The sequence below is a fragment of the Bradyrhizobium sp. USDA 3397 genome (genome assembly GCF_054060965.1).
This window is the reverse complement of the sequence record NZ_JBSSDS010000001.1, coordinates 2,951,402-2,975,903: the sequence shown is the minus strand read 5'-3', so window position 1 is coordinate 2,975,903 and position 24,502 is coordinate 2,951,402. Positions and strand designations below refer to the sequence as shown.

The following is a 24,502-nucleotide window of genomic DNA, read 5'->3' as shown; positions in this document are numbered from 1 at the left end:
GTGCGGTGAGCAGCATCGTCAGCCGACAATCCGGCCAGCTCTCAGGCAATGCCGTCATCGCAAGCCCTCATTGCCATTGACAGCGCTATGCAGCAGCCCGTCAGGGCGCGCGAACATCAAGTCTCGTTATCGCCCCCCGCTGCACAAGCTGACTGAAATAATCGACTTCCCGAGCGTAGGCGTGATTGTCGTACTGGTCGGCTCGCTGCGGATCCCAGTAGTAGGTACTTGACTGGAAGCCATCAAAGCCCAAAGCAAGCAGCTCCGCATCTGGGTAAAGATGGCGCGCGAGCGACAGTGCTTTCAGACCTGTCGTTGGCTGTACAACTTTGCCGTCTTTGCCGATCATGATCCCTGCGCGTTCAAAATCCATTGCGCGCACCAGATCAATCATCAATGACTGGCTGAAATACTGCACGGGACCTGAAACGACCGCTTCCAGTGCACGAGCGTGGATTTCAGAAGACGCCTCCTCCGGAAGAAGATCGAGATGCCACCTCGTCAGGTATTCCAGCTCGAAGCCCTCGTACTCCGTCGCCATCCTCGTCCATGACACGGGATCTGGAAAGGCGAACCACAGACACTGGCCGGTTCGCCATTGGTCGTCCCGGCCGGCGATCCTGGTCCAACTATTGACCATGTGGATATCGAGGCGCGAACCGACGGATTCCTCATAACCGTTGGTCCGGAATTCGTTGATGCGAACGACTCGATCGCACCCGTCAATCAATGGTCCAAGCTTCATTTTGAGCGGACCGCCGCCATTTCCGACAATTGCGATCCTCATCCATGGTGCTCCTTGAAGGCGTCACATGAAGCTCCCAAAGCACGTCGTGCTATCCGTTCCAGGAGCGTAACCCGTCACCATATGAGCTGGAAGTGTTCACCTGAGGAAACGCGATGAAAGCACCCGCAAATCTCGCCGAGAAGCTCGCAACGTTTACCGATCGCTTCTCCCCGCGCACGGTGGCGACCTATAACGACAACGACATCATGGTGGCCAAGCTCGAGGGGCCGTTTCATTGGCACAAGCACGAGGACACGGACGACTTCTTTCTCGTGCTCAGCGGGACGCTCGACATCGAGCTGCGGGACCGCACGGTCACCCTCAAGCCCGGCGAGGTTTTTGTCGTGCCGAAGGGCGTTGAGCACCGGCCGGTGGCGCGTGGGGAAGTGCACATCCTCTTGATCGAACCGACGGGGACGCCGAATTCCGGAGACAAGGCCACGGCGGCGCCTCGTATCCTCGTCTGATCAACCCGCGCCCGTCATCGGGGCCGCGGTGAGGCCCTCGACGCACAGCGCCTTCACCGTCGAGCCATTGGCGGCGAGCTTCACTTGCGAAATCCATCGCCGGGCGCGCCGGAGCCGAACTCGGCTCGCACGAGAATGCAGTCCGAGAAGTGCCTACTCCTCGTCATCATCTTCGTCTTCGTCGTCCTCGTCGTCTTCTTCCACCTGCACGAGCACGGCGAGCGGCAGCGTCTCGCGGAACAGGTCGCCTTCCATGCCCATCCACAGGCACAGCGCCTCGTTCTCCTTCACCTCCGCGACGGTCAGCGGCTGACCGCCGGATTTCAGCATCACGACATCGCCGGCCTTCAGATCCATGGATTGTCCTTTCAGGTTGATCGACACGGCCGATGCTAACAGGCCGTCATGACAGGCCGATCACGCCGGCTGCCGGCGCCGGAAGGTGTCTCCGCGGTACGGCTCAGCTGCGCTCGCTCGTGACCGGCTGGTTCGGCAGGCACTGGTTGCTGAAATAGCCGATGGCATCGCGCGCGAGCGGAACATGGCAGAAGAAGCCGGTGGGGCGGTATCGCACCCTGATGCGATCCAGCTGCGCCATGGTCAGCGTCATGAACGCGTCCAGCCGGCGGGCCTGAAGTTGCAGCCTGTGCTCATTGCTGTCGCGTGGTTTGTCGAGCTTGCGATCGTTCGGCACGTCGTTGCCGGAGGCCGGAGCTTGCAACGCATTCGGTCCGCCGCGGAGCACCTCGAAGCAGTGGTGCATCACCAGGACGTGGTGCTTGGCGCTCCACCAGTTGATGGTCACGACCTTCTGCAACGCATCGATCTCGCCGTCCGCCCGCCTGGCACAGAGGTTGACGTAGGATTTGAGCCCATTGGCCGTCGGGTCGTTGCACAATTCGTCGCTGGGGCGTCCCGGATCGGCGCCATTGAAGATCGCACCCTTGAACTGCGGAAGGTTGGCGTCGGAATCGCAATCGAAATTGTACTTGGTGAGCAGCGTTGCCGTCAGGGGATCCTGGTCGAGCGTGTGCTCTGCGGCCGGATCGCGCCCGAGGTCGCTGGGCCAGTCGATGTAGATCTCCGCCTTGCGCGCAAAGATGGCGCCGTTCCGCCGCAGCGACGTGCGCGCCTTCCAATAGTCCGAGAACGAGCCGAATGTCTTGGAGTCCACCGGAATGAAAGCGGGGCTTGCCTGCGCCTTCAGCGAGCCGAACTGCTCGCGCAGCATGGTCTCCTGCTGGATCTGCACGTCGGCGAAGGCGTCCGAGATCTCGAGGAAGGTGTCGGTCGCCTTCTGCATGTCCGCCTTGGCCTGCTCGCCGACCTTCTGTTCATAGGAATTCAGGTACTGGAAATATCCGCCCAGGAAGCCGGTCAGCAGGGTCACGGCCGTCAGTCCCTTGGTGACCGAGAGGCGGCTGTCCCAGGATTGAATTCTCTGCCAGATACCCGCCGCCTTCACCGGGGATCGCGTGCGCGCTGCCTGCTTCGGAAGGTCCTGCTCCATTGTCGCCTCCAACTCACCACGCCCCATGGCACGAGGCTACCGCAATCGCGGATTGCGGCTTGTGAAGCATTTCACTTCAAGTGAGGCAGGCGGGCTGCCGGATATCGGGCGGCGGTAGCTCCTCGATCGAACGGGGAGGGTGTCTGGACCACCTCCCACGCGATGCGAACGTCGCCTTGAATTCGCGGTCGGCATCGCCTAGTTTTTCGGCGTGCCGCACGGTGTCCGCCACCATCTTCGTCAACTCGCCAGAACGGCCATGTTCGTGGCGATATCCGCGTTTGTGCTTCAGGCGGCCCTGATCTCGGTCTCGCAGGCGCAGGCGGCTGTTGGCGCCATTCCGATGCCGTCCGTCACGCTCAGCGGTTCCCTGCATTTCCACGATCAATTGGCCGGCCACGTGCATTCCCACGCCGGCGACGACGCGGAAGGCCACGTCCATGACGGGCCAGATCACGACGAGGACGGCGCTCCCGGCGTGGCCTGGGACATGTTTGGCACCTCGATCGCCTCAACGCAGGTCGTTCACCTGCTCAGCGTCTTCGAAGTGCTCGGCGCCATGGACCTGCCGCTCGCGCGGGCCATTGTCGGGGTGCGCCCCGAGGGACTCGTCCGGCCACCAAGTACCTTCAGCATCGCGTAGTCCCGGCGGCGCTTCGGCCGCCGCCTTTTCGCATGTCTGAAGGATCTTTCGATGTTGATGAATCAGCGCTGCCCGAAAGGGCGGCTCGCAGCTCTTGGGCTGGCCGGCGGTGTCTGGTTGGTGAGCCTGGTCTTTGGCTTGTCGGGCGCCTTTGGCCATGAAGGGCACGATCACGGCGACGCCGAAAAGACGGCGGTCGTGTCCTCAGCCTATCCGAGGATTGCCGCGCGCTCCGAGCTCTACGAAGTCGTCGGCATCCTGAAAGACGGCAGGCTGTCCGTCTTCATCGATGATGCCGCGACGAACGAGCCGGTCTCGGACGCCGCCTTGCAGGTCACGATCGGCGATTCCGCCCCGATCGAGGCATTGAGCCAGGAGAACGGCGTCTACACCGCCCCGATTCCGAACGGCACACCGTCCGGATCGGTCGAGGTGATCTTCTCGATCAACGCTAGCAGGGGAAATGATCTGCTGGTCAACTCGTTCATACCGCGTGCAGAGGCCCGGCCCGCAGAGCAGAAGCACGCGCCCGGCTGGCTTCTCTCGAACCGAGCCGCCATCGGCGCGTCCGTGCTCGCCGCCTTGGGCTTCGGCGGTCTCTTCGCCTATTGGAAGCGGCGTGGCCGCTTCATGGCGGCCTCGATGTCCGCGGTGTTGGCGGGGGCTTTGGTCATTCTCGCCTCCGTCATGTTCGGCGAGGGCCGGACCAATGCAACGCAACCAAATCCGCCTGATGTTCCCGCGCTGAGCGATGCCCCGCGCCGCCTGCAAGACGGCACCGTCTTCGCGGCCAAGCCGACGCAGCGTCTGCTCGAGGTACGCACCGCTGCAGCCGAGCCGCAGACGATTCGTCCCGCCGTCACCCTGATCGGCCGCGTCATGGCCGACCCCAACCGCAGCAGCATCGTGCAGAGCATCTACGGCGGCCGCGTGGTTCCCGGCGATGACGGCATCCCCCGCATCGGGCAAACCGTCCGCAAGGGCGATCTGCTCATCCGGATCGAGCCGCATCTGCCAATCGCCGACCGCACGACGATCCTCGAGAAGGTCGGCGAGATCGAACAGCTGATGGCGATCACGGACAACAAGCTGCGGCGTCTCCGGCCGCTGGCCGAACGCGGCGCGGTGCCGCAAGGGCAGGTCAACGACCTCGAAAGCGAATTGGAGGGTCTGCGGGCGCGCCGCGAGACCGTTCGCAATTCCCGCACCGGCTTCGAGGAGCTGCGGGCATCGACCGATGGCATCATCACCGCAGCCAAGGTCGCGCCGGGCCAGGTCATACAGCCGCAAGACGTTCTGTTTCAGATCGCGGACCCAAGCAGTCTTTGGGTCGAGGCGCTCGCCTATGACGAAATCGGCTTGAAGCAGCCTGAAGCCGCAACGGCAATGGCTCCGAACGGGCAGCAGATTGCGCTGAGCTTCGTCGGGACGAGCCGGGCGCTGCGCCAGCATGCGTCCGTGGTTCAGTTCGCCATTCCGGAGCCACCAGCAGGTCTCAACATCGGTCAGCCGTTGAATGTGATGGTCCAGACCGGAGCGCCGGTATCGGGCCTGGTCGTGCCGCGCAATGCCGTCGTTCGAAGCGGCAACGGTGAGAATATCGTTTGGCTGCACACAGAGCCCGAGCGCTTCGAGCCGAGGCCGGTTCGCGTGGTGCAGGTAGACGCAGCCCGCGTGATCGTGGCCGCCGGTATCAACGAAGGCGAACATGTCGTCGTTCGCGGCACCGACCTCATCAACCAGATCCGGTAGCCGGCCATGTTCAAGCTCATCGTCGAGACAAGCTTGCGCAATCGCCTGTTCGTGCTGGCGGTCGCCGCCGTTCTGGTCGGCTACGGCCTGTTCGTCCTGCCGAGCGTTTCGGTCGACGTCCTGCCCGACATCAACCGCCCGACCGTCAACATCCTGACCGAGGCAGAGGGACTGGCGCCCCAGGAGGTCGAACAGCTGGTGACGTTCCCGATCGAGACGTCGATGAACGGCATGCCCGGCGTCATTCGCGTGCGCTCGGTCTCGGGCGTTGGTCTGTCGGTCGTCTATGTCGAGTTCGACTGGGGCGTCGACGTCTACCGCGCCCGGCAATTCGTCTCCGAGCGGCTGGCGCTGATCCGCGAGCAACTGCCGTCCGCGGTCAATCCCCAGATGGGCCCGGTGACCTCGATCATGGGCGAGATCATGCTGATCGCGCTGACGAGCGATGGCACGGCTTCACCCATGGACGTGCGCGAGATCTCCGACTTCGTCGTCCGGCCGCAACTCCTCGCGATTCCCGGCGTCGCCCAGGTGATACCCATCGGCGGCGAGGTCCGCCAATATCGCGTGACGCCGAACGTCGCCACCATGCAGGCGCTCGGCGTCACCCACGATCAGATCGAGCAGGCGGTCGCAAGGTTCGGCACCAACAGCGGCGGCGGCTTCGTCGACCAGCATGGCCGCGAATATCTGATCCGCAATGTCGGTCTCACCAGGCGTATCGAGGACCTCCGCAACACCGTCGTCGTCAACCGTGGAGAGCAGCCGATTCTGCTGAAGCAGATTGCCTCTGTGGATTTTGCCGCGCGGACCAAGCGCGGTGACGCCGGATATAACGGCAAGCCCGCCGTCATCGTCAGCGTCATGAAGCAACCGGCTGCGGATACTGTAGCACTGACGCGCAATGTTGAATCAACGCTGCGGGAGCTGCAACGCACTATGCGCGGGGGCATCAGCGTCACCAACGTGCAGTTCCGGCAGGCCACCTTCATCGAGACCTCGATCGGCAATGTCGAGCGCGTCCTGATCGAGGCCGCGATCGTCGTCGCAATCGTCCTGTTCGTCTTCCTGATGAACGGTCGCGCCGCGTTCGTCTCGCTGACGGCCATTCCAATATCGATCCTGGTGACGGTCCTGGTGTTTCGCGCCTTCGGCCTCACGATCAACACCATGACGCTGGGCGGCCTCGCCATCGCGATCGGCGAGCTGGTCGACGATGCCGTCGTGGACGTCGAAAACATCCTGCGGCGCCTGCGGGAGAACGCCGCGTCGAGCACCCCGCGCCCTGTCCTCGACGTGATCTCCGGCGCGAGCCAGGAGGTTCGTTCCAGCATCGTCTATGCAACGATGATCATCGTCCTCGTCTTCGTGCCGCTGTTCGCCCTTCCGGGAATCGAAGGGCGGCTGTTCACGCCGCTTGGCGTGGCCTATGTGGTCTCGATTCTCGCTTCGCTGCTGACCTCGATCACCGTGACGCCGGTGCTGTCCTATTATCTGCTTTCGGGACGAGCTCATTCAGGTGACCGCGAGAGCTTTGTCGTCACGAAGCTGAAGCAGGCCAATCGGCGGGTGCTCGGCTGGGCCTTCGAGCGGCAGGGCTTGGTGCTGGTCTTCGTCGCCGCTGCGGTCGCGGTGGCAGGCTATGCCGCGAGCCAGATGCCCCGCAGCTTTCTTCCTCCTTTCAACGAGGGGACGCTGGTCCTGTCGCTGCAGTACAATCCAGGCATTTCGCTCGCGGAATCCAACCGTCTTGGCCTATTGGCGGAGCAGTTGCTCGCAAAGGTGCCCGAGGTGAAATCGGTTGGACGCCGCACCGGCCGCGCCGAGCTGGATGAACACGCCGAAGGCGTGCACTACAGCGAGATCGATGTCGATCTCACACCGTCCAAGCGCCAGAAGGCGGACATCTATGCGAGCATCCGGGAAGCCCTGTCCGCGCTGCCGGCGTCGGTGGCCATCGGACAGCCGATCAGCCACCGCCTCGATCATCTCCAGTCCGGTATTCGTGCCCAGATCGTGCTCAAGATCTTCGGCCAGGACATCGAGATGTTGCGGCGGCTGTCCGAAACGGTGCGCCAGCGTCTATCGACGATCCCGGGTCTGGTCGATCTCCAGGTCGAGAAGCAGGTGCTGATTCCGCAAGTGCGGGTTCAAATCGACCATGCTCGCGCCGCGCTTCACGGCCTGACGCCGGCTGCGGTCACCCAGGCACTCGACGCGCTGTCCAATGGCCGGAAGGTCTCCCAGATCGTCGACGGCAATCGCCGTTTCGACGTCGTGATGCGCCTGTCGGAGCAAGACCGTTCGACGACGGGACTGCACAATTTGCTCATCCCGACCGGCTCGGAGTTCGTCCCGCTGAGCGCTTTGGCCGACATCGTCGAGACAGACGGGCCGAACCAGATTCAGCGGGAGGGGACCCAGCGCAGGATCGTCGTGTACGGCAACGGGGACGGACGCCGCGACATCGCCGATATCGCGGCCGACATTCAGAGGTCGGTTCGCGAGCTCGATTTCCCGCAAGGCTACACGACCAGCCTCGAAGGCACGTTCCAGGCCCAGCAGGAGGCGACCTGGCGCATCGGCATTCTGTCGCTGGCCTCGATGGCGATGATCTTCGTCGTCCTCTACAGCCGCTACCGGTCGATCGCACTGGCGCTGATCATCATGGGAGGTATTCCGCTCGCCCTGATCGGCAGCGTCGCCGCGCTGAAGATCTCCGGGCAGCCCTTGTCGGTGGCATCGATGATCGGCTTCATCACGCTGGCCGGCATCTCGGCGCGCAACGGGATCTTGAAGATCTCGCACTACATCAATCTCGCCATCCACGAAAGCGAGCGTTTCGGGGCCGGGCTGGTCATTCGCGGCAGCATGGAGCGCCTCAGTCCGGTGCTGATGACGGCGCTTTGCGCAGGACTAGCGCTCACGCCGCTCTTGATCGGCGCGGACGAGCCGGGCCGGGAAATCCTGCACCCGGTGGCCGTGACGATCTTCGGCGGCCTGCTCAGCGCCACGGTCCTCGACACGATCGTGACCCCGATTCTGTTTCTGATGTTCGGCAAGCAGCCGCTGCAGCGGCTCGTGGCCGGACACGCCGCAACGTTCACCCCCGCGGAAGCCTATTGATGCGCGCGGACAACCACCGAGGAGCCTGCAATGAGAACTTATATCGGCCTCGCCATGACGGCTGTGATGATCGCGACGCTGGATGTTGCCGCGGCGCAGACGAAGGGCAGCAACGGCGGCCCCGTCGTCAAGTCGCAGGGGCATCCGATCGAATTCGTCAGCAAGGGGACCGACATCATCTTTTACGTTGGCGACGACGATGGATCGCCGCTGTCGACGAAGGAAATGCGCGGACGCGCAACGATTCAGGATGGCGGCAAGACGGTCACCGTTCCACTTGCGCCGGCCACTCCCAACATGATGACGGGAAAGCTGCAGGCCGAGCTGTCGCCAAAGGCGATCGTGGTGTTCTCCGGCAGCTTGCACGGTCATTCGCTGACCGCGAGATACGCTGCGCAATGATTGACGAAGCGCCGCCCCTCGGCAGGTTTGTACATCGGCGATTTCGCTGCGACAAACGCTGATGATAAATAGTGGATCAATCAATACAATCTGAGCATCAATCGGGATGTCACGAGCACGTAAAATAGGCCCTCAGAAAATGTCGCAATGGAGGATCGACAATGGGCAATGCAACTCTCTTATCGAAGATTCGATTTGGTGCGGCTGGCATCATGCTTCTTGCCGCGACCTCGATGGCATACGCGGCTTGGCCGGAAAGGAATATCACCTTCATCGTTCCATTCCCGGCGGGAGGCTCGTCCGACATGGTCGCGAGCAATCGGACAAAAGGTCTCCGATACGCTGGGGCAGCCGGTGGTCGTCGAAAACCGCTCCGGCGCAACCGGCGCGCTTGGAGCAACAGCGGTGGCCCGGGCGGCAGCGGATGGATACACCATTCTCGTCGGCTCGATCGGTGTCTATGCGACGAATCCATTTCTTCAGCCCAATCTGAAGTATGATCCCCTGAAGGACTTCGATCTCTTGACGGTCGCTGTGCGCGCACCGAACGTCCTGGTCGCCAACTTGAACTTTCCGGCAAACACGGTCGCCGAACTGGTGGACCAGCTGAAGAAGGCCCCCGGCAAGATCACTTTTGCAAGCTCGGGTGCAGGTTCGTCCGATCATCTCACGGCGGCGCTGTTCTGGCAGCGCACTGGGACGACCGGTCTCCACGTGCCGTATCGCGGCGGGGCGCCTGCCGTGAGTGATCTCCTCGCGGGGCATGTCAACGTATCGTTTCAAAACATCAACGCCGTCATCGGGCAAATTCAATCCAAGCAGCTCAAGGTCCTCGCCATCACCGGCGATGCCAGATCCCCTCTTTTGCCCGAAGTGCCTACCTTGAAGGAACTTGGGATTGAAGGTGTCGACGTCTTTTCGTGGCAGGCGGTGGCTGCTCCGAAGGGCCTTCGTGCCGACGTGAAAGCAAAATTGCATGGCGAGATCGTCGCGGCGCTGAAGGCACCGGAGGTACGCAAACGAATGGAGGATATCGGCCTCGAAATCGTGGCCAACACCCCGGAGCAATTCCAGGAGTTTCTGGTCTCTGAGTTGGCCCGCTGGAAGCGGGTTATCGAGGCCGGCAATATCACCGTGGAATAGGTTGCCTTGGGCGTGCTCGAGCCTCTCGCGGGAGGGACAAGAGCATGATCCGGAAAAGTGCGTAGCGGCTTTCCGAAAAGATCATGCTCAAACAATAAGCTAGAGCGCGATGACGATTCATCCTCATCGCATCGCGCTCTAGGGTCGATGGCAACCCTCGCGACGATGCCACAATACCCCTGTTTTGCCCGACGGGTCAGAAATTTTTCGTAAAATCCGTAAGTCCTTGATTTTACAGCAGCGCGCCACTGTGCATGGGGTTGTTTTTCGAGTCTTGTTTTGACCGGCTGATTACGGCCGGTCCGGCAGCAGCTCGCCGAGCGAGCGGATGATGCGGTCGGGCCTGACCGTCGAGCCCTCCGGCAGGCCCTCGCCATGCACGTCCATCCAGATCGCATAGATGCCGAGGCGCTGCGGCGTCACGACTTCCCATTCCAGATTGTCGCCGATCATCCAGGTGTCCTCAGCGGTGACGCCGAGCGCCTGCATCGCGTGCAGATAGGCGCGCTCCTCGGGCTTGCCGAAGCCGTGCTCGCCCTCGATCTGGATGTGGTCGAAGCGGTGCGCCAGCTCGAAGCGTTCGATCTTGGCGCGCTGCATGTTGGCGGCGCCGTTGGTGACCAGCGCGAGCTTGATGCCGAGCGCCTTGAACTGGTCGATCGCCTCGTGCGCGCCGGGAAAGACGAACATCTCCTCCTCGCGATAGGCGGTGAAGCGGTCGGCGAGGCGAATGGCGAGATCGTCGGGCAGGGCGCGGTGGCCGGCGGCCGCGAGCGCGGCGAAGCCGCCCTTCACCGTCAGGTGCCGCGCCTCGGCGAGCTTCATCCGCCACGCCGGCTCGGCACTGGCCCAGAAGTTTCGCGCGAAGGCCAGCACCGCGGTTGCGACCATCGGCGGCGGCAGCGGGGCGAGCTCCTCGGCGAATTCGGCCGTGATCGTGTTCCAGGCGATTTCGGGCCGGCCATAGGCCGACAGGATGGTGTCGTCCATGTCGATCAGCATGGCGCGGGGCAGCGGCGGCAGCATGGCGTTCATGGCCACTTCACCTCCGGCGGCAGCGACGACAGGATGGAGTCCACGTTGCCGCCCGTCTTCAGCCCGAAGATGGTGCCGCGGTCGTAGAGCAGGTTGAACTCGACGTAGCGGCCGCGGCGGATCAATTGCTCCTCGCGGTCAGCAGGCGTCCAGGCGCTCGCAAAATTGCGTCGCACGATCTCGGGATAGATCTTCAGGAAGGCGCGCCCGACGTCCTGGGTGAAGGCGAGGTCGGCGTCCCAGTCGCCGCTGTCGTGCCAGTCGTAGAAGATGCCGCCGATGCCGCGCGCCTCTTTCCTGTGCGGCAGGTAGAAATACTCGTCGCACCATTTCTTGTACTTGTCGTAGTCGGCAACACCGCTCGGCTGCGCGCAGGCCTGTTTCATCGCGGCATGGAAGGCGATGCTGTCGGGATCGTCCTGCGTCCGCCTTCGCTCCAGCACCGGCGTCAGGTCGGCGCCGCCGCCGAACCAGGCCTTCGTGGTGACGACGAAGCGCGTGTTCATGTGCACGGCAGGGACATTCGGATTGCGCATGTGCGCGATCAGCGAGATGCCGGAGGCCCAGAATTTTGGATCCTCCGCCGCGCCGGGGATCTGCGCCCGGAATTCGGGTGCGAACTCGCCGTGCACCGTCGAGCAGTGCACGCCGACCTTCTCGAACAGCCGGCCATGCATCATCGACATCACGCCGCCGCCGCCGGCCGCGCCGGAATGGTCGGTGCGCTGCCACGGCGTGCGCCTGAAGCGGCCGGCCTCGCCCGGATAGAGGCTTTGCGGCGCGTCGTCCTCGAGCCGCTCGAAGCTCGCGCAGATGTCGTCGCGCAAGCGCTCGAACCAGGCACGGGCGCGGGCCTTGCGGGCTTCGATCGTCGTCACGTCCATCTGCATTCGCGGGTCGCGTCCTATCTGATGCCGAGCGATTTGTGGGTCTGCACGCTGAGCCGCCATTGCGGATGGTGCAGGCAATAATCGATCGCGCGCGCGGTGTTCTCGATGATTTCAGGCCCGTCCATCGGTTGCAGCGAGAAGCGCTCGAAGGCGAGATCCTCAAATGCTTCGGGCATCGCCAAGGCCTGGGGATAGACCAGCTTCAGCTCGTGGCCCTGGCGCAGGATCAGCTCGCTGCCGCCCTTGGGGCTGACGCAGATCCAGTCGAGCCCATCAGGAGCTGCGATCGTGCCGTTGGTCTCGACGCCGATCTCGAAGCCTCTTTCGTGCAGCGCCTCGATCAGCGCAGCGTCGACCTGGAGCAGCGGCTCGCCGCCGGTCAGCACCACATAGCGATTGGCGGCAGCAGCCGTCCATTGCGCGGCGATGGTATCTGCGAGTTCCGCAGCCGAGCCATAGCGCCCGCCCAGCGTGCCGTCGGTGCCGACGAAATCCGTGTCGCAGAACTTGCAGGTCGCATCCGCGCGGTCGGCCTCCCGCCCGCTCCAGAGGTTGCAGCCGGCAAAGCGGCAGAACACCGACGCGCGCCCGGCATGGGCGCCTTCGCCTTGCAGGGTCAGGAAGATCTCCTTGACCGCGTAACTCAAGCCTCTCTCCTCAACCTGTCAAACCTTGCGGGTTCCGGATCTGCCGCAGCGCCTCGCCCGCGGCCATGGCCACGCTCATGGCCACATTGAGCGACCGCAGCCCCGCCTTGATCGGGATCACCAGACGCGCATCGGCCGCCTCGACCACCGCATCGGTGACGCCGGCGCTCTCGCGCCCGAATAGCAGGATGTCCGAGCTCTGGTAATGAAAATCGCGGTAGTCGGTGGCGGCCTTGGTGGTGAACAGCAGCAGCCGGTGGCCCTGGCCTGCGCGCCAGTGTTCGAATGTCGCCCAGGAGACGTGGCGGGTCAGCCTGACATGGTCGAGGTAGTCCATTCCCGCCCGGCGGAACAGGCGGTCCGAGATGGGGAAGCCCGCCGGTTCGATGATATGGGCATCGAGCCCCAGGCAGGCGCAGAGGCGAAGAATCGTGCCGGTGTTCTGGGGGATGTCGGGCTGGAAAAGTGCGATCTGCATGGGCGGCGGCGAGTTGGCTTGCGGGCGCAAATGTCTCAATAAAACATCGCCCGCCCGGGAATTCGTGCATTGCACGCTCCCACGCCGTTAGCGGGCTTGCGCTCGCCCGGCAAGGGTGCCAATAGAACGATTCTGGACTGCTGTTTCACCCGTTTAGAGGTGAATAAGCCAAGTTCTGCCGCCGCGGGGGGCCGCGGGCGCCGGCAGCCTTTCCGGGGACCTCTTGGGCGCCCCCCGGAGCGGTTCCACCGGTAGCGCAAGAAGAAAGGGTTGGAATCGTGACGACAGCGTCTTCGGCGGACCATCCGACACGCCGTGATTTCTTATTTGTTGCAACAGGGGCATTTGCAGCAGTAGGGGGCGCGGCTGCGCTCTGGCCCTTCATCTCCCAAATGAATCCGGACGCCTCGACCATCGCCGCCGGTGCGCCGATCGAGGTCGATCTCAGCCCGATCGCGGAAGGCCAGGACATCAAGGTGTTCTGGCGCGGCAAGCCGATCTACATCAGCCACCGCACCAAGAAGCAGATCGACGAGGCGCGCGCCGTCAACGTGGCGAGCCTGCCGGATCCGCAGACCGACGAGGCCCGGGTCAAGTCGGGCCACGAGCAGTGGCTGGTCGTGATCGGCATCTGCACCCATCTCGGCTGTATCCCGATCGCTCATGAAGGCAGCTACGACGGCTTCTTCTGCCCCTGCCATGGTTCGGTCTACGATACGTCCGGCCGCATCCGCCAGGGCCCAGCGCCCACGAACCTGGCAGTGCCGCCGTACCAGTTCGTTTCCGACACCAAAATCCAGATCGGCTGAGCTTCGGAATCAAGTCCGAAGCTTCGCGCCGTCTCGTCGTACTATTTCCTCAGGATCGCATCATGAGCGGACCATCCGACTACCAGCCGAGCAATCCGGCCCTGCAATGGATCGAGCGGCGCCTGCCGATTTTTGGTCTCATCCATTCCTCCTTCGTCGCCTATCCCACCCCGCGCAACCTGAACTATTGGTGGACCTTCGGCGCCATTCTTTCCTTCATGCTCGGAATGCAGATCCTGACCGGCGTGATCCTGGCGATGCACTACACGCCGAACGCCGATCTCGCCTTCAAGTCGGTCGAGCTGATCGTCCGTGACGTGAACTACGGCTGGCTGCTGCGCAACATGCACGCGGTCGGCGCCTCGATGTTCTTCGTCGCCGTCTACGTCCACATGTTCCGCGGTCTGTACTACGGGTCGTACAAGGAGCCGCGTGAGGTGCTGTGGATCCTCGGCGTCATCATCTACCTCCTGATGATGGCGACCGGCTTCATGGGCTACGTGCTGCCCTGGGGCCAGATGAGCTTCTGGGGCGCCACCGTCATCACTAATTTGTTCTCGGCCGTTCCCTATGTCGGCGAGAGCATCGTGACGCTGCTCTGGGGCGGCTATGCAGTCGGCAACCCGACGCTGAACCGCTTCTTCTCGCTGCACTATCTCTTGCCGTTCGTGATCGCAGGCGTCGTCGTGCTCCACGTCTGGGCGCTGCACGTCGCCGGCCAGAACAATCCCGACGGCGTCGAGCCGAAGACGGAAAAGGACACGGTGCCGTTCACGCCGCATGCGACCATCAAGGACATGTTCGGCGTCGCCTGCTTCCTGCTGCTGTACGCTTGGTTCATCTTCTACATGCCGAACTATCTCGGCGACGCCGACAACTACATTCCCGCGAACCCGGGCGTGACGCCGCCGCACATCGTGCCGGAATGGTATTACCTGCCGTTCTACGCGATCCTGCGCTCGATTCCCGACAAGCTCGCGGGCGTCATCGCGATGTTCGGGGCGATCATCATCCTGTGCTTCCTGCCCTGGCTCGACACCGCCAAGACCAAGTCCTCGAAGTACCGTCCGCTCGCCAAGCAGTTCTTCTGGATCTTCGTCGCGGTCTGCATCCTGCTCGGCTATCTCGGCGCACAGCCGCCGGAAGGCATCTACGTCATCGCCGGCCGCATCCTGACGTTCTGCTACTTCGCCTACTTCCTGATCGTGCTGCCGCTGCTCGCGCGCATCGAGAAGCCGCGGCCGGTGCCGAACTCGATCTCGGATGCCGTGCTGGCTAAGACCGGCAGCCGGTCGACGCCGATGGTCTCGACCGCGATCGTGCTGGCGCTCGCCGGCTCGTTGTTCGCGGGCTCGATCGACAGCGCGAAAGCGGCCGAAGGCGGCGACAAGCCTCCGGGCAACAAGTGGTCGTTCGCGGGCCCGTTCGGTACGTTCGATCGCGGCGCGCTGCAGCGCGGCCTCAAGGTCTACAAGGAGGTCTGCGCCAGTTGCCACGGCCTGTCCTTCGTCGCCTTCCGTAACCTCGCCGAGCCCGGCGGGCCCGGCTATTCGGTGGCGCAAGCCGCGGCGTTTGCATCCGAGTACAAGGTCAAGGACGGCCCGAACGATGCGGGGGACATGTTCGAGCGCCCGGGCCGGCCGGCGGACTATTTCCCCTCGCCGTTCGCGAACGAGCAGGCCGCGCGTGCCGCGAACGGCGGTGCGGCGCCGCCGGACCTGTCCCTGATCACCAAGGCGCGCTCCTACAAGCGCGGCTTCCCCTGGTTCATCTTCGACGTCTTCACCCAGTACCAGGAGCAGGGGCCTGACTACGTCGCCGCATTGCTTCAGGGCTATGAGGACAAGGTGCCGGAGGGCGTCACCCTCCCGGAGGGCTCGTACTACAACAAGTACTTCCCGGGCCACGCCATCAAGATGCCGAAGCCGATCAGCGACGGCCAGGTGACCTATGACGACGGCTCGCCGACTACGGTCGCGCAGTACTCCAAGGACGTCACCACCTTCCTGATGTGGACCGCCGAGCCGCACATGGAAGCGCGCAAGCGCCTCGGCTTCCAGGTCTTCGTGTTCCTGATCGTCTTCGCAGGCCTGATGTACTTCACCAAGAAGAAGGTCTGGGCCGCCTCGCACTGAGCGGCGAAGGACGAGACGAGATGAAGAAGCCCCCGCGAGGGGGCTTTTTGTTGACTGGTCATTCCGGGGCGCGTGATCGCGCGAACCCGGAATATCGAGATTCCGGTTCGGTGCTGCACACCGCCGGGAATGACGAGAGTGTGGATTGCGCCGCGCGCTCCCACCCGCCAAAATACCGCCAACCGATCCCCCAGAAACTCACCGGAGGACACCATGGGAACCAGCATCACCTTCAAGCGCCCGGACGGTAAGGACGCCTCGGGCTATCTCGCCAATGCCGGGCGCGGCAATGCGCCGGGCGTCGTGGTGATCCAGGAATGGTGGGGCCTATCCGATCAGATCAAGGGCCTGTGCGACCGCTTCGCGCTGGCCGGCTTCGACGCGCTGGCGCCCGATCTCTACAAGGGCAAGGTGGTGCCGTATCACGACACGGACAGCGCCAACAAGGAGATGAACTCGCTCGACTTCATGGACGCCACCACGCAGACCGTGCGCGGCGCCACGCAATATCTGTCGCGCAACGGTGCCAAGGTCGGGCTGACCGGCTTCTGCCTCGGCGGCGCCGTGACCATCATCGGCGCGACCAAAATCCCGGAGCTCGCGGCCGGCGTCGTGTTCTACGGCATCCCGCCCGAGCAGGCGGCCAAGCCCGCCGACGTCAAGATCCCGCTCCAGGCCCATTTCGCCAACAAGGACGATTGGTGCACGCCGGAGCTGGTCAACGGCTTCGAGAAGGCCATGAAGGCCGCCGGCAAGTCGCTGGAGCTGTTCCGCTATGACGCCGAGCACGCCTTCGTCAACGAGCAGCGCCAGGCCGTGCACGACCGCGAAGCCGCCGAGCTCGCCTGGGGCCGCGCGACGGAGTTTTTCAGGAAGCATCTGGGGTAGGAGCGTGCCAGACCGATCCGAGAACAAAAGGCGTCGGGAGCGCGAGGTCTTCGCGATCCCGGAGGAGCACAGGGCGGCCGTTCGCGAGGGGCTCGATCAAGCTGAGCGCGGCGAGTTTGCCAGCGACGCCGAGATGGCAGCCCTCTGGAAGAAGGGTGGCCTCTGACCCGCAGCTCGGCCACCCTTGACGCCGCCCCCGCGCCATGGTGAGTATCCGCCCATGAGCACCGCCGTCCGCCCAGCCCGTCTTTGGTGGCGCACCTCCTAAAGAGGTGGCCGGTGCGATTTCATTTCTCAAAATCGTCGAAGGTCGCCACGCAGTGCGGCGGCCTGATCGTTTGTCCTGTGTGGCGTTCCCTCGACAAGTTTCGTAAGAGGACGACATGAACAGGACAGTCTTTGCCCTCCCGGCCAGAAGTGCGTACGCGACCCGCGCCGGTCTTGCGATCACGCGTGTGGCCGAGCAGTTCACCGGCGGCGCCAACCGGCTCGACGACCTGATCAACCTGCTCGACCGCCGCCGCGGCGTGGTGCTGTCCTCGGGCACGACCGTGCCCGGCCGCTACGAGAGCTTCGATCTCGGCTTCTCTGACCCGCCGCTCAAGCTCGAGACCGTTGGCGTCAATTTCAAGCTGGAAGCGCTGAACGCGCGCGGAGAGGTGCTGATCGCCTTCCTCGGCGACGTGCTGCACGAACCCTGCGTGGTGATCTCCGAAAAGACGGCGACGCGCCTTTCCGGCCACATCATCCGCGGCGATGCGCCGGTCGAGGAGGACCAGCGCACGCGGCGTGCCAGCGTGATGTCGCTGGTGCGCGATCTCGTCGCTGCCTTCTCCGCCAGTGACGACGGCCTGCTCGGCCTGTTCGGCGCTTTCGCCTACGACCTCGTGTTCCAGATCGAGGACCTCGTGCAGAAGCGCCCGCGCGAGACCGACCAGCGCGATATCGTGCTCTATATTCCCGATCGCCTGCTCGCCTACGACCGTGCCACCGGCCGCGGCGTCGTGCTCTCTTACGATTTCGCCTGGAAGGGCAAATCGACCGAAGGCCTGCCGCGCGAGACCGCCGACAGCCCCTATCTGAAGACGCCGCGTCAGGGCTTTGCCGATCACGCGCCGGGCGAATATCAGGCCACGGTCGAGACAGCGCGCGCCGCCTTTGCCCGTGGCGATCTGTTCGAGGCCGTGCCGGGCCAGCTGTTCGCCGAGCCCTGCGACCGCTCGCCGGCCGAAGTGTTCCAGCGCCTCTGCGTCATCAACCCGTCGCCCTATGGTGCGCTGATGAATCTCGGCGAAGGCGAGTTTCTCGTCTCGGCTTCGCCCGAAATGTTCGTGCGCTCGGACGGCCGCCGCGTCGAGACCTGCCCGATCTCGGGCACGATCGCGCGCGGCCTTGATGCGATCGGCGATGCCGAGCAGATCCGCCAGCTGCTGAATTCGGAGAAGGACGAGTTCGAGCTCAACATGTGCACCGACGTCGACCGCAACGACAAGGCGCGCGTCTGCGTGCCCGGCACCATCAAGGTCCTGGCGCGCCGCCAGATCGAGACCTACTCGAAGCTGTTCCACACCGTCGACCACGTCGAGGGCATGCTGCGCCCCGGCTTCGACGCGCTCGATGCCTTCCTCACCCACGCCTGGGCCGTCACCGTCACCGGCGCGCCAAAGCTGTGGGCGATGCAGTTCGTCGAGGACCACGAGCGCTCGCCGCGGCGCTGGTATGCCGGCGCGATCGGCGCGGTGAATTTTGACGGCAGTATCAACACCGGCCTCACCATCCGCACCATCCGCATGAAGGATGGCCTCGCCGAAGTGCGCGTCGGCGCCACCTGCCTGTTCGATTCAGACCCCGCCGCAGAAGACCGCGAGTGCCAGGTCAAGGCCGCCGCGCTGTTCCAGGCGCTGCGCGGCGACCCGCCGAAGCCGCTCTCGACCTTTGCGCCTGATGCCACTGGCTCGGGCAAGCAGGTGCTGCTGATCGACCATGACGACAGCTTCGTGCACATGCTCGCCGATTATTTCCGCCAGGTCGGCGCCAGCGTCACCGTGGTCCGCTATGTGCATGCGCTCGACATGCTCAAGCAGAAGAGGTGGGACTTGCTGGTGCTGTCGCCCGGCCCCGGGCGCCCTGAGGATTTCGGGATCAAGACGACGATCGATGCGGCGCTGGAGAAGAAGCTGCCGGTGTTCGGCGTCTGCCTCGGCGTGCAGGCGATCGGCGAATATTTCGGCGGCGAGCTCGGCCAGCTCACCCATCCCGCCCACGGCCGGCCCTCGCGGGTGCAGGTGCGCGGCGGACGGCTGATGCGCAATTTGCCGAACGAGATCGTCATCGGCCGCTATCACTCGCTCTATGTCGAGCGCGACAGCATGCCGGAGGTGTTGTCCGTCACCGCCAGCACCGAGGACGGCGTCGCCATGGCGCTGGAGCACAAGACCCTGCCGATCGCCGGCGTGCAATTCCACCCGGAATCGCTGATGTCGCTCGGCGGCGAGGTGGGGCTACGTATTGTCGAAAACGCGTTCCGGCTGGATGCGCCGGTCAATTGAGAGGCACGAATGACTTTTGACCACGACATCAAGGCGAGCGTCCGCACCATCCCGGATTATCCCAAGCCCGGGATCATGTTCCGCGACATCACCACCTTGCTCGCGGATGCGCGCGCATTCCGCCGAGCCGTGGACGAGCTCGTCAATCCCTGGGCCGGCAACAAGATCGACAAGGTCGCCGGCATGGAGGCGCGGGGCTTCATCATCGGCGGCGCGGTGGCGCATCAGCTCTCGGCGGGCTTCGTGCCGATCCGCAAGAAGGGCAAGCTGCCGCATACCACGGTGCGCATCGCCTATTCGCTCGAATACGGCATCGACGAGATGGAGATGCACGTCGACGCGGTCGCACCCGGCGAGCGCGTGATCCTGGTCGACGACCTCATCGCCACCGGCGGCACCGCAGAAGGCGCGGTCAAGCTGCTGCGCCAGATTGGCGCCAACGTGGTTGCCGCCTGCTTCATCGTCGACCTGCCCGAGCTCGGCGGCGCCGCCAAGCTGCGCGCCATGGACGTGCCCGTGCGCACGCTGATGTCGTTCGAGGGGCACTGAGCGTCCTGGTCGTTTCGCCTACGATCGCTGCAATATCAGGCTGAGCTCGAGCTCCCGGAACGCGATGTAATTCCGCCGGGTCCATTGGTGCAACTCGGTCGAAGAGTCCTTCTCCTGGCGCAGATAGCCGGTGAAGGAGAAATTTAGCCGATCGATATAGGTCTTGAGGAAACCGGGCAGCGCGGGAAGGCGGAACAGCCGGCCGCCTCCCATTGCCGGCGGCAGCTCGCCGCGGACGACATATTCGTTGTCCACCGTGACCAGGTTCATCCGCGGGATCTGCCCACGCAGCATCTCGTGGGCGCGGGCCGAGACGCGGTCGGTGTCGGCGACGAACAGGATCATCGGCGCAACGTGGCGCCGCGCCGCCTCCTTCAGCAGGCCGATCTCGTCGGTCATCTTGAAGAACTCGTCGAAGGCGTGGAAGCCGAGGTCGATCACCTTGGCAAGTCCGTCATCGACGATGACGCGGTCCATCAGCTGCATCTTGCCGAAGGTGTCGATCACGTCGGCGGTCTCGGTCACCTTCGGCAGGTAATCGAGCAGCGACGGCTCTTTCAGGTTGACGTCGAAGGCCGCGACGTTGCCGTTCTTGAGCAGCAGGAATTCCGTCAGCAGCCGCGCCAGCAAGGTCTTGCCGACCTGCGGGCGAGGCGAGCAGATGATGTAGACGGGCGTTGCGGGCATCGACAGCTATTATCTGGGCCAACTCACCGCCCAATCCAGCCGTATCCACCCGGCTTGCGCAACTATTTTTCGCTGTTGCGGGTCACCGGCTTCGAACCGACGATGTCGGTCAGGCGGATGCGGTCGAACTCGCTCCAGACATTGGCCAGCCAGTGCCGGACATAACCGCGCAGCACGAAGGAATAGTTCGCGGCCTCGTCGCTGATGCCCTTGTTGGCCACGAATTTCAGGAACGGGACGGAGGACACCTCGACCTGCTCATAGGCCATTTCGTTGAGCTTGGGGATCGTCAGCTCGGTCGCGTCCTTGATGCGGTGGAAGTAGGAATTGTAGGTCGCCTGGTCCCACTGGAAGAACTGGGTGTCGTTGATGAAGTTCTTGACCAGGAAATATTTCGCGCCCCCCATGAAGCCTGCGGTCTCCGCGATCTCCTCCAGCGAGGCGATCGAGGGTCCGAGGATGTGGAACACGGCGAAGGTGATCTGGCCGGCCTTGGCGGCGTCGAGGAAGCCGATGTCGCGCAGCGAGGCCAGCGCCGGCGAAAGCAGGCCGGCGCGGACGTCGATCACGGTGACCGAAGGGCTGACAGCGTTGAGCGTGTCGAAGATCTTCATCTGGTCGGCCGTCGTCGTCATGTCGACGATCTCGGTGATGTCGGGGTGGAAGCGTTTCAGGGTTCCGCGCGGCGACTCCGTATCGAACGCCCGCGTCGGCACGTTGTTGGCCGAGAAATAATCGAGCAGGGTGCGCGATACCGTGGTCTTGCCGACCCCGCCCTTGTCCGCGCCCACCACAACCACTGCCGGCTTTGCCATTGCTGTCCCCTAACGCGCGCCCCCGATCGCGAGGTCGCAATCGGCCGGGCCCCAAATCGATGTCCCGAAAGACGTCCCGAGTCTGCTGTTGGGCGCGAACATGGCAGAAACAAGGGAGAATTCAATTCCTCGCGCTCCACTTACGGCAATTCCCGAGGATTTTCCCGATTGCCGGGAAACCCGGCGCATGAAGCGGCAAATCACGCCGTCAGTGACGGCCCCACGGTCCCATCGGATTGGCTGCCGGGGCTCCTGAGGGACTGGGCGCGGGAACGGGCGGCGGGCTCGCGGGACCGGCCGCATCGCTCCACGGCCCCTGCGAGAGCGGCGGCGGCCCGTCCTGCGCGCCGGCTTGTTCGGTCTCGAGTTGTTCCGTCTCTTCGGCGGGGTCCGGCAGCGGTCCCGGATCGCGCCCGCCGGCGAACTTGACCAGCGCGTCGACCCGGGACTGCACGGAAGGGTGGGTCGCGAACAGGTCGGCAAAGCCCTCGCGTGGATTGTCGACGCAGAGCTCCATCACGGCCGAGGTCGCGCCGGGAAGCTCGCCGCGATTCTCGATCTTGCGCAGCGCCGAGATCATGGCGTCGGGGTCTTTCGTCAGCTCGACCGAACCGGCGTCGGCGAGATATTCGCGCGACCGCGACAGTGCGAGCTTCACCACCTGCGACAGCAGCCAGGCCAGCACGATCAGCACGATGGCGATGATGATGACGATGATCGCGCCGCCGCCGGAGCTCTTGCTGTCGCTCGACGACGAGGACGACCGCGACGACGAGGAGGAGCCGGAGGACGAGGAGCCGCCGGAGCTCCAGTTCAGATTCGTGAACAGGCGGAAGAACAATTCGCCGAAGAAGCCGACCACGCCGGCGATGATGACGGCGACCACCATCAGTTGCACATCGCCGTTCTTGATGTGGGTCAGCTCGTGGCCGAGCACCGCCTCGATCTCCTTGTCGTTGAGCGCATCGAGGAGACCCGTGGTGACCGTGATGGAATATTGCCGCGGATTGAGACCGGTCGCGAAGGCGTTCAGCGCCGGGCTCTCCATGATCTTCAGCTTCGGCATGGTGAGACCGCGCGAGATGCAGAGATTCTCGAGCAGATTGTAGAGCCGCGGCTGTTCTTGCCGGGTGACGCTGTGGCCGCCGGTCACGGCATCGATCATCGACTGGTGAAAGAAATAGGCGATCACGATCCAGACCGCCGCCACGACCGTTGCAATGGGCGCGGCCTTGAGCAGGTCCGAGAAGGCGTGTCTGAGATAGTACGCGACGGTCTCACTGTCATCGATGAACACTTCGGCCACCAGCGCGCCGGCATAGACCAGCACATAGACCAGCGCGAACAAGCCGGCGAGCAGCAGCATCGAACGAAGCTTGTTCGAGGCGATGTGCGTGTAGAGACCATACGCGGCCATGACGCGATGCCCTGCCGGCCTATCGGCTCAAATCAGAACTTCACCTGCGGCACGGTCTCGACCTCGGTGCGGCTGGCGCCGAGATCGAAGAAGTCCTTTTTGGTGAAGCCGAACATGCCGGCGAACAGAGCTGCGGGCAGCTGCTGGATGCCGGTATTGTATTCCTGCACCGCGTTGTTGAAGAAGCGGCGGCTCGCCGCGATCTTGTTTTCGAGGTCGGAGAGCTCGGAGGCGAGCTGCTGGAAATTGGCGTTGGCCTTGAGGTCGGGATAGGCCTCCGACAGCGCGATCAGCCGGCCGAGCGCGCCGGAGAGCTGGGTCTCGGCCGCGGACACCTGCGCCGGGCCCTGCGCCGACATCGCCGAATTGCGCGCCTTGATGACGTCGTCGAGCGTGCCGCGCTCGTGCGAGGCGTAGCCTTTCACCGTCTCGACCAGGTTCGGGATCAGGTCGTGACGCTGCTTGAGCTGCACGTCGATGTCGGCAAAGGCCTGGCCGACACGCTGGCTCAGCGCCACCAGGCGGTTGTAGGCGCTGAAAGCGATCAGCGCGAGGACGACGATGACGCCGAGGACGATCCAGCCGGTCGACATGGAGAACTCCTGAAGAGGGAAGAAGGCGGGCGCTAGGGTAGACGAAATTAACGCAGGATGAGAGCCCGGCGCGGAGGGAAGGTAAGACTTGGTCGGATCAGGAACGGCCCGAGTTCAAGGCAGGCACGGCCAGCGAAATTAACTTTCGGACATGACGGCATCGCCCCAGCGCCAGCGCCGGGCCTCGGCATAGGCCACCTTGTCCCGCCGCGGGACTTTTGCCGGCGCGACCCCGGCCTCCGTGCAAAGCTTGGCCGTGATCTCGGCCTTGCCGACGTCCGGCGGTGCCAGCACGCGCGCGGCGCGGCTCGCGGGCGGCGTGCGGGTCAGGGCGACGTAGATGAAGCGCTCGTCCTCGAACGGCACCTCGGCGCCTTTGATCTGCCGGTGCGCCTGCGAGCGCGGCAGGCGCTGGCTGAAATGGCACCAGTCGGGCGCGATGAGCGGGCACGGCCTTTCGTGCGGGCAGGGCGCGGTGACGAAAGCGCCAGCTGCGATCAGCTGCTGCCGCACGGCGAGGATGCGGGCATAGCCGGCGGGCGTGCCGGGCTCGATCACCACCAGCGCGTGGCGCGCTTTGGCCCACATCGCCTCGGTCAGCTTGCGCTGATCGGCCTCGCTGAGCTCGCCGATGATGTAGCTGGCGATGACGAGATCGGCCTGTGAGACCTCGGCGAGGTTGCCGCCGGCATCGCCGGGCAGATAACGGCACTCCGCCAATCGCGAGCTGCCGTGTGCCAGTTCGAGCGCTAGCCGGCTCAGCGTGGTGTTGACATCGAGCAGGGTAAAATCCTGTAGCGACGGAAAGGCTTCCGCGGCGGCCCAGCTTGCCGTGCCCGGGCCGGCGCCGACGTCGAGCAATGTTTCGGGGGTGAGATCAGGCGCGATCTCGGTGAGCGCATTGAGGCTGGCCGCCACCGCCGCGTAGGTCGCGGGCATGCGCGCCAGCGCATAAGCGAGCGCATCGGCGTCCGACTTGATCGTGCTGGAGGTGCCGCCGGCGCGATACGTAGTCGAGATCTTCTGCGAGCGCTGGGCTGCGTCGCTGCGGGACAAGCCCTGCAGCTTGCCGTCGAGGGCGGCTTTCAGTTCGGCGGGAAGGGTGGGGGAGATCATCAGCAACCCCACGTCATTCCGGGGCTCGCGAAGCGAGAACCCGGAATCCATTTATCTGCAGCGT

Annotated in this window: 24 protein-coding genes; 12 read left to right on the top strand and 12 right to left on the bottom strand. The window is 64.2% G+C overall.

Annotation, left to right across the window (positions count from 1 at the left end; genetic code table 11):
• Window positions 1-100 precede the first annotated feature (100 nt).
• The gene (locus tag ACVWYQ_RS14100) at window positions 101-787 is read right to left on the bottom strand and encodes a glycosyltransferase family 29 protein (RefSeq protein ID WP_128263018.1); all 687 of its coding nucleotides are present in this window, start codon (window positions 785-787) and stop codon (window positions 101-103) included.
• A 113-nt stretch (window positions 788-900) separates the two neighbouring features.
• Between ACVWYQ_RS14100 and ACVWYQ_RS14095 the strand changes: the two genes are divergently transcribed.
• Window positions 901-1,254 (top strand): cupin domain-containing protein, encoded by a 354-nt coding sequence (locus ACVWYQ_RS14095; protein WP_128263019.1) that lies wholly within the window; start codon window positions 901-903, stop codon window positions 1,252-1,254.
• A 153-nt stretch (window positions 1,255-1,407) separates the two neighbouring features.
• Here the strand turns inward: ACVWYQ_RS14095 and ACVWYQ_RS14090 are convergent, their stop codons facing one another.
• Together ACVWYQ_RS14090 and ACVWYQ_RS14085 are read right to left on the bottom strand one after the other, a co-directional pair.
• Window positions 1,408-1,611 (bottom strand): DUF2158 domain-containing protein, encoded by a 204-nt coding sequence (locus ACVWYQ_RS14090; protein WP_036024831.1) that lies wholly within the window; start codon window positions 1,609-1,611, stop codon window positions 1,408-1,410.
• A 103-nt stretch (window positions 1,612-1,714) separates the two neighbouring features.
• Window positions 1,715-2,764 (bottom strand): hypothetical protein, encoded by a 1,050-nt coding sequence (locus tag ACVWYQ_RS14085; protein WP_128263021.1) that lies wholly within the window; start codon window positions 2,762-2,764, stop codon window positions 1,715-1,717.
• A gap of 259 nt (window positions 2,765-3,023) precedes the next feature.
• On the opposite strand from ACVWYQ_RS14085, the gene ACVWYQ_RS14080 reads away from it, so the two are divergent.
• The 5 genes from ACVWYQ_RS14080 to ACVWYQ_RS14060 all read left to right on the top strand — a co-directional run bounded on the left by ACVWYQ_RS14080 (window position 3,024) and on the right by ACVWYQ_RS14060 (window position 9,830).
• Window positions 3,024-3,407, top strand: coding sequence for a hypothetical protein (locus ACVWYQ_RS14080; protein ID WP_036037130.1), 384 nt, complete (start codon window positions 3,024-3,026; stop codon window positions 3,405-3,407).
• A gap of 51 nt (window positions 3,408-3,458) precedes the next feature.
• Window positions 3,459-5,159, top strand: coding sequence for an efflux RND transporter periplasmic adaptor subunit (locus ACVWYQ_RS14075; protein ID WP_456725714.1), 1,701 nt, complete (start codon window positions 3,459-3,461; stop codon window positions 5,157-5,159).
• Window positions 5,160-5,165: 6 nt separating this feature from the next.
• Entirely contained in the window at window positions 5,166-8,285 is a 3,120-nt protein-coding gene (locus tag ACVWYQ_RS14070) for an efflux RND transporter permease subunit (protein WP_456725713.1), read from the top strand.
• 30 nt (window positions 8,286-8,315) lie between these two features.
• Entirely contained in the window at window positions 8,316-8,687 is a 372-nt protein-coding gene (locus tag ACVWYQ_RS14065; protein ID WP_244941361.1) for a hypothetical protein, read from the top strand.
• Between the two features lie 354 nt (window positions 8,688-9,041).
• Window positions 9,042-9,830 carry a Bug family tripartite tricarboxylate transporter substrate binding protein gene (locus tag ACVWYQ_RS14060; protein ID WP_456725712.1) on the top strand — a complete coding sequence of 263 codons (789 nt, stop codon included), beginning with the start codon at window positions 9,042-9,044 and terminating at the stop codon, window positions 9,828-9,830.
• Window positions 9,831-10,121: 291 nt separating this feature from the next.
• On the opposite strand, the gene ACVWYQ_RS14055 is transcribed toward ACVWYQ_RS14060, so the two are convergent.
• Genes ACVWYQ_RS14055 through ACVWYQ_RS14040 form a run of 4 tightly spaced genes read right to left on the bottom strand, consistent with a single transcriptional unit; the run spans window position 10,122 to window position 12,880 of the window.
• Window positions 10,122-10,856, bottom strand: coding sequence for an HAD family hydrolase (locus tag ACVWYQ_RS14055; RefSeq protein WP_456727142.1), 735 nt, complete (start codon window positions 10,854-10,856; stop codon window positions 10,122-10,124).
• Between the two features lie 5 nt (window positions 10,857-10,861).
• Window positions 10,862-11,749: an oxygen-dependent coproporphyrinogen oxidase gene (gene hemF, locus ACVWYQ_RS14050; protein ID WP_275509201.1), complete on the bottom strand. Its 888-nt coding sequence runs from the start codon at window positions 11,747-11,749 to the stop codon at window positions 10,862-10,864.
• 20 nt (window positions 11,750-11,769) lie between these two features.
• Entirely contained in the window at window positions 11,770-12,402 is a 633-nt protein-coding gene (gene queE, locus ACVWYQ_RS14045; protein ID WP_404653383.1) for a 7-carboxy-7-deazaguanine synthase, read from the bottom strand.
• A gap of 10 nt (window positions 12,403-12,412) precedes the next feature.
• The gene (locus tag ACVWYQ_RS14040; RefSeq protein WP_404653381.1) at window positions 12,413-12,880 is read right to left on the bottom strand and encodes a tRNA (cytidine(34)-2'-O)-methyltransferase; all 468 of its coding nucleotides are present in this window, start codon (window positions 12,878-12,880) and stop codon (window positions 12,413-12,415) included.
• A gap of 278 nt (window positions 12,881-13,158) precedes the next feature.
• Here ACVWYQ_RS14040 and petA point away from each other — a divergent pair, with 278 nt between their 5' ends.
• The 6 genes from petA to ACVWYQ_RS14010 all read left to right on the top strand — a co-directional run bounded on the left by petA (window position 13,159) and on the right by ACVWYQ_RS14010 (window position 19,810).
• Window positions 13,159-13,689 (top strand): ubiquinol-cytochrome c reductase iron-sulfur subunit, encoded by a 531-nt coding sequence (gene petA, locus ACVWYQ_RS14035; protein ID WP_036006265.1) that lies wholly within the window; start codon window positions 13,159-13,161, stop codon window positions 13,687-13,689.
• Window positions 13,690-13,751: 62 nt separating this feature from the next.
• The gene (fbcH, locus tag ACVWYQ_RS14030) at window positions 13,752-15,824 is read left to right on the top strand and encodes a cytochrome b/c1 (protein ID WP_271538313.1); all 2,073 of its coding nucleotides are present in this window, start codon (window positions 13,752-13,754) and stop codon (window positions 15,822-15,824) included.
• Window positions 15,825-16,037: 213 nt separating this feature from the next.
• Window positions 16,038-16,712 carry a dienelactone hydrolase family protein gene (locus ACVWYQ_RS14025; protein WP_057026276.1) on the top strand — a complete coding sequence of 225 codons (675 nt, stop codon included), beginning with the start codon at window positions 16,038-16,040 and terminating at the stop codon, window positions 16,710-16,712.
• 4 nt (window positions 16,713-16,716) lie between these two features.
• A complete protein-coding gene (locus ACVWYQ_RS14020; protein ID WP_157286380.1) occupies window positions 16,717-16,878 on the top strand; it encodes a hypothetical protein in 162 nt (53 codons plus the stop codon).
• A 217-nt stretch (window positions 16,879-17,095) separates the two neighbouring features.
• Complete coding sequence (locus tag ACVWYQ_RS14015) at window positions 17,096-19,261, top strand: anthranilate synthase component I (RefSeq protein WP_157286379.1); 2,166 nt, start codon at window positions 17,096-17,098, stop codon at window positions 19,259-19,261.
• Between the two features lie 9 nt (window positions 19,262-19,270).
• A complete protein-coding gene (locus ACVWYQ_RS14010; protein WP_036024845.1) occupies window positions 19,271-19,810 on the top strand; it encodes an adenine phosphoribosyltransferase in 540 nt (179 codons plus the stop codon).
• 18 nt (window positions 19,811-19,828) lie between these two features.
• Here the strand turns inward: ACVWYQ_RS14010 and ACVWYQ_RS14005 are convergent, their stop codons facing one another.
• The 5 genes from ACVWYQ_RS14005 to ACVWYQ_RS13985 all read right to left on the bottom strand — a co-directional run bounded on the left by ACVWYQ_RS14005 (window position 19,829) and on the right by ACVWYQ_RS13985 (window position 24,438).
• Window positions 19,829-20,497, bottom strand: a complete 669-nt coding sequence (locus tag ACVWYQ_RS14005) for a hypothetical protein (RefSeq protein WP_157286378.1) — start codon at window positions 20,495-20,497, stop codon at window positions 19,829-19,831.
• A gap of 62 nt (window positions 20,498-20,559) precedes the next feature.
• On the bottom strand, window positions 20,560-21,312 hold the full coding sequence (locus ACVWYQ_RS14000) for a P-loop NTPase family protein (protein ID WP_271538302.1): 753 nt from the start codon (window positions 21,310-21,312) through the stop codon (window positions 20,560-20,562).
• Window positions 21,313-21,520: 208 nt separating this feature from the next.
• The gene (locus ACVWYQ_RS13995; protein WP_456725711.1) at window positions 21,521-22,729 is read right to left on the bottom strand and encodes a M48 family metallopeptidase; all 1,209 of its coding nucleotides are present in this window, start codon (window positions 22,727-22,729) and stop codon (window positions 21,521-21,523) included.
• A gap of 32 nt (window positions 22,730-22,761) precedes the next feature.
• The gene (locus tag ACVWYQ_RS13990; RefSeq protein ID WP_036037187.1) at window positions 22,762-23,322 is read right to left on the bottom strand and encodes a LemA family protein; all 561 of its coding nucleotides are present in this window, start codon (window positions 23,320-23,322) and stop codon (window positions 22,762-22,764) included.
• A gap of 138 nt (window positions 23,323-23,460) precedes the next feature.
• The gene (locus tag ACVWYQ_RS13985) at window positions 23,461-24,438 is read right to left on the bottom strand and encodes a small ribosomal subunit Rsm22 family protein (protein WP_456725710.1); all 978 of its coding nucleotides are present in this window, start codon (window positions 24,436-24,438) and stop codon (window positions 23,461-23,463) included.
• Window positions 24,439-24,502: the final 64 nt, after the last annotated feature.

Bases quoted from the DNA above. Each gene is read 5' to 3' on its own strand.
- ACVWYQ_RS14090 (WP_036024831.1), bottom strand. From the start codon at position 1,611: ATGGATCTGAAGGCCGGCGATGTCGTGATGCTGAAATCCGGCGGTCAG.
- fbcH (WP_271538313.1), top strand. From the start codon at position 13,752: ATGAGCGGACCATCCGACTACCAGCCGAGCAATCCGGCCCTGCAATGG.
- ACVWYQ_RS14025 (WP_057026276.1), top strand. From the start codon at position 16,038: ATGGGAACCAGCATCACCTTCAAGCGCCCGGACGGTAAGGACGCCTCG.
- ACVWYQ_RS13985 (WP_456725710.1), bottom strand. From the start codon at position 24,438: ATGATCTCCCCCACCCTTCCCGCCGAACTGAAAGCCGCCCTCGACGGC.
- ACVWYQ_RS14075 (WP_456725714.1), top strand. From the start codon at position 3,459: ATGTTGATGAATCAGCGCTGCCCGAAAGGGCGGCTCGCAGCTCTTGGG.
- ACVWYQ_RS14085 (WP_128263021.1), bottom strand. From the start codon at position 2,764: ATGGAGCAGGACCTTCCGAAGCAGGCAGCGCGCACGCGATCCCCGGTG.
- hemF (WP_275509201.1), bottom strand. From the start codon at position 11,749: ATGGACGTGACGACGATCGAAGCCCGCAAGGCCCGCGCCCGTGCCTGG.
- ACVWYQ_RS14100 (WP_128263018.1), bottom strand. From the start codon at position 787: ATGAGGATCGCAATTGTCGGAAATGGCGGCGGTCCGCTCAAAATGAAG.
- ACVWYQ_RS14055 (WP_456727142.1), bottom strand. From the start codon at position 10,856: ATGCTGCCGCCGCTGCCCCGCGCCATGCTGATCGACATGGACGACACC.
- ACVWYQ_RS14015 (WP_157286379.1), top strand. From the start codon at position 17,096: ATGAACAGGACAGTCTTTGCCCTCCCGGCCAGAAGTGCGTACGCGACC.
- ACVWYQ_RS14095 (WP_128263019.1), top strand. From the start codon at position 901: ATGAAAGCACCCGCAAATCTCGCCGAGAAGCTCGCAACGTTTACCGAT.
- ACVWYQ_RS13995 (WP_456725711.1), bottom strand. From the start codon at position 22,729: ATGGCCGCGTATGGTCTCTACACGCACATCGCCTCGAACAAGCTTCGT.
- ACVWYQ_RS14000 (WP_271538302.1), bottom strand. From the start codon at position 21,312: ATGGCAAAGCCGGCAGTGGTTGTGGTGGGCGCGGACAAGGGCGGGGTC.
- ACVWYQ_RS14040 (WP_404653381.1), bottom strand. From the start codon at position 12,880: ATGCAGATCGCACTTTTCCAGCCCGACATCCCCCAGAACACCGGCACG.
- ACVWYQ_RS14080 (WP_036037130.1), top strand. From the start codon at position 3,024: ATGTTCGTGGCGATATCCGCGTTTGTGCTTCAGGCGGCCCTGATCTCG.
- ACVWYQ_RS13990 (WP_036037187.1), bottom strand. From the start codon at position 23,322: ATGTCGACCGGCTGGATCGTCCTCGGCGTCATCGTCGTCCTCGCGCTG.
- ACVWYQ_RS14010 (WP_036024845.1), top strand. From the start codon at position 19,271: ATGACTTTTGACCACGACATCAAGGCGAGCGTCCGCACCATCCCGGAT.
- ACVWYQ_RS14070 (WP_456725713.1), top strand. From the start codon at position 5,166: ATGTTCAAGCTCATCGTCGAGACAAGCTTGCGCAATCGCCTGTTCGTG.
- ACVWYQ_RS14065 (WP_244941361.1), top strand. From the start codon at position 8,316: ATGAGAACTTATATCGGCCTCGCCATGACGGCTGTGATGATCGCGACG.
- ACVWYQ_RS14005 (WP_157286378.1), bottom strand. From the start codon at position 20,497: ATGCCCGCAACGCCCGTCTACATCATCTGCTCGCCTCGCCCGCAGGTC.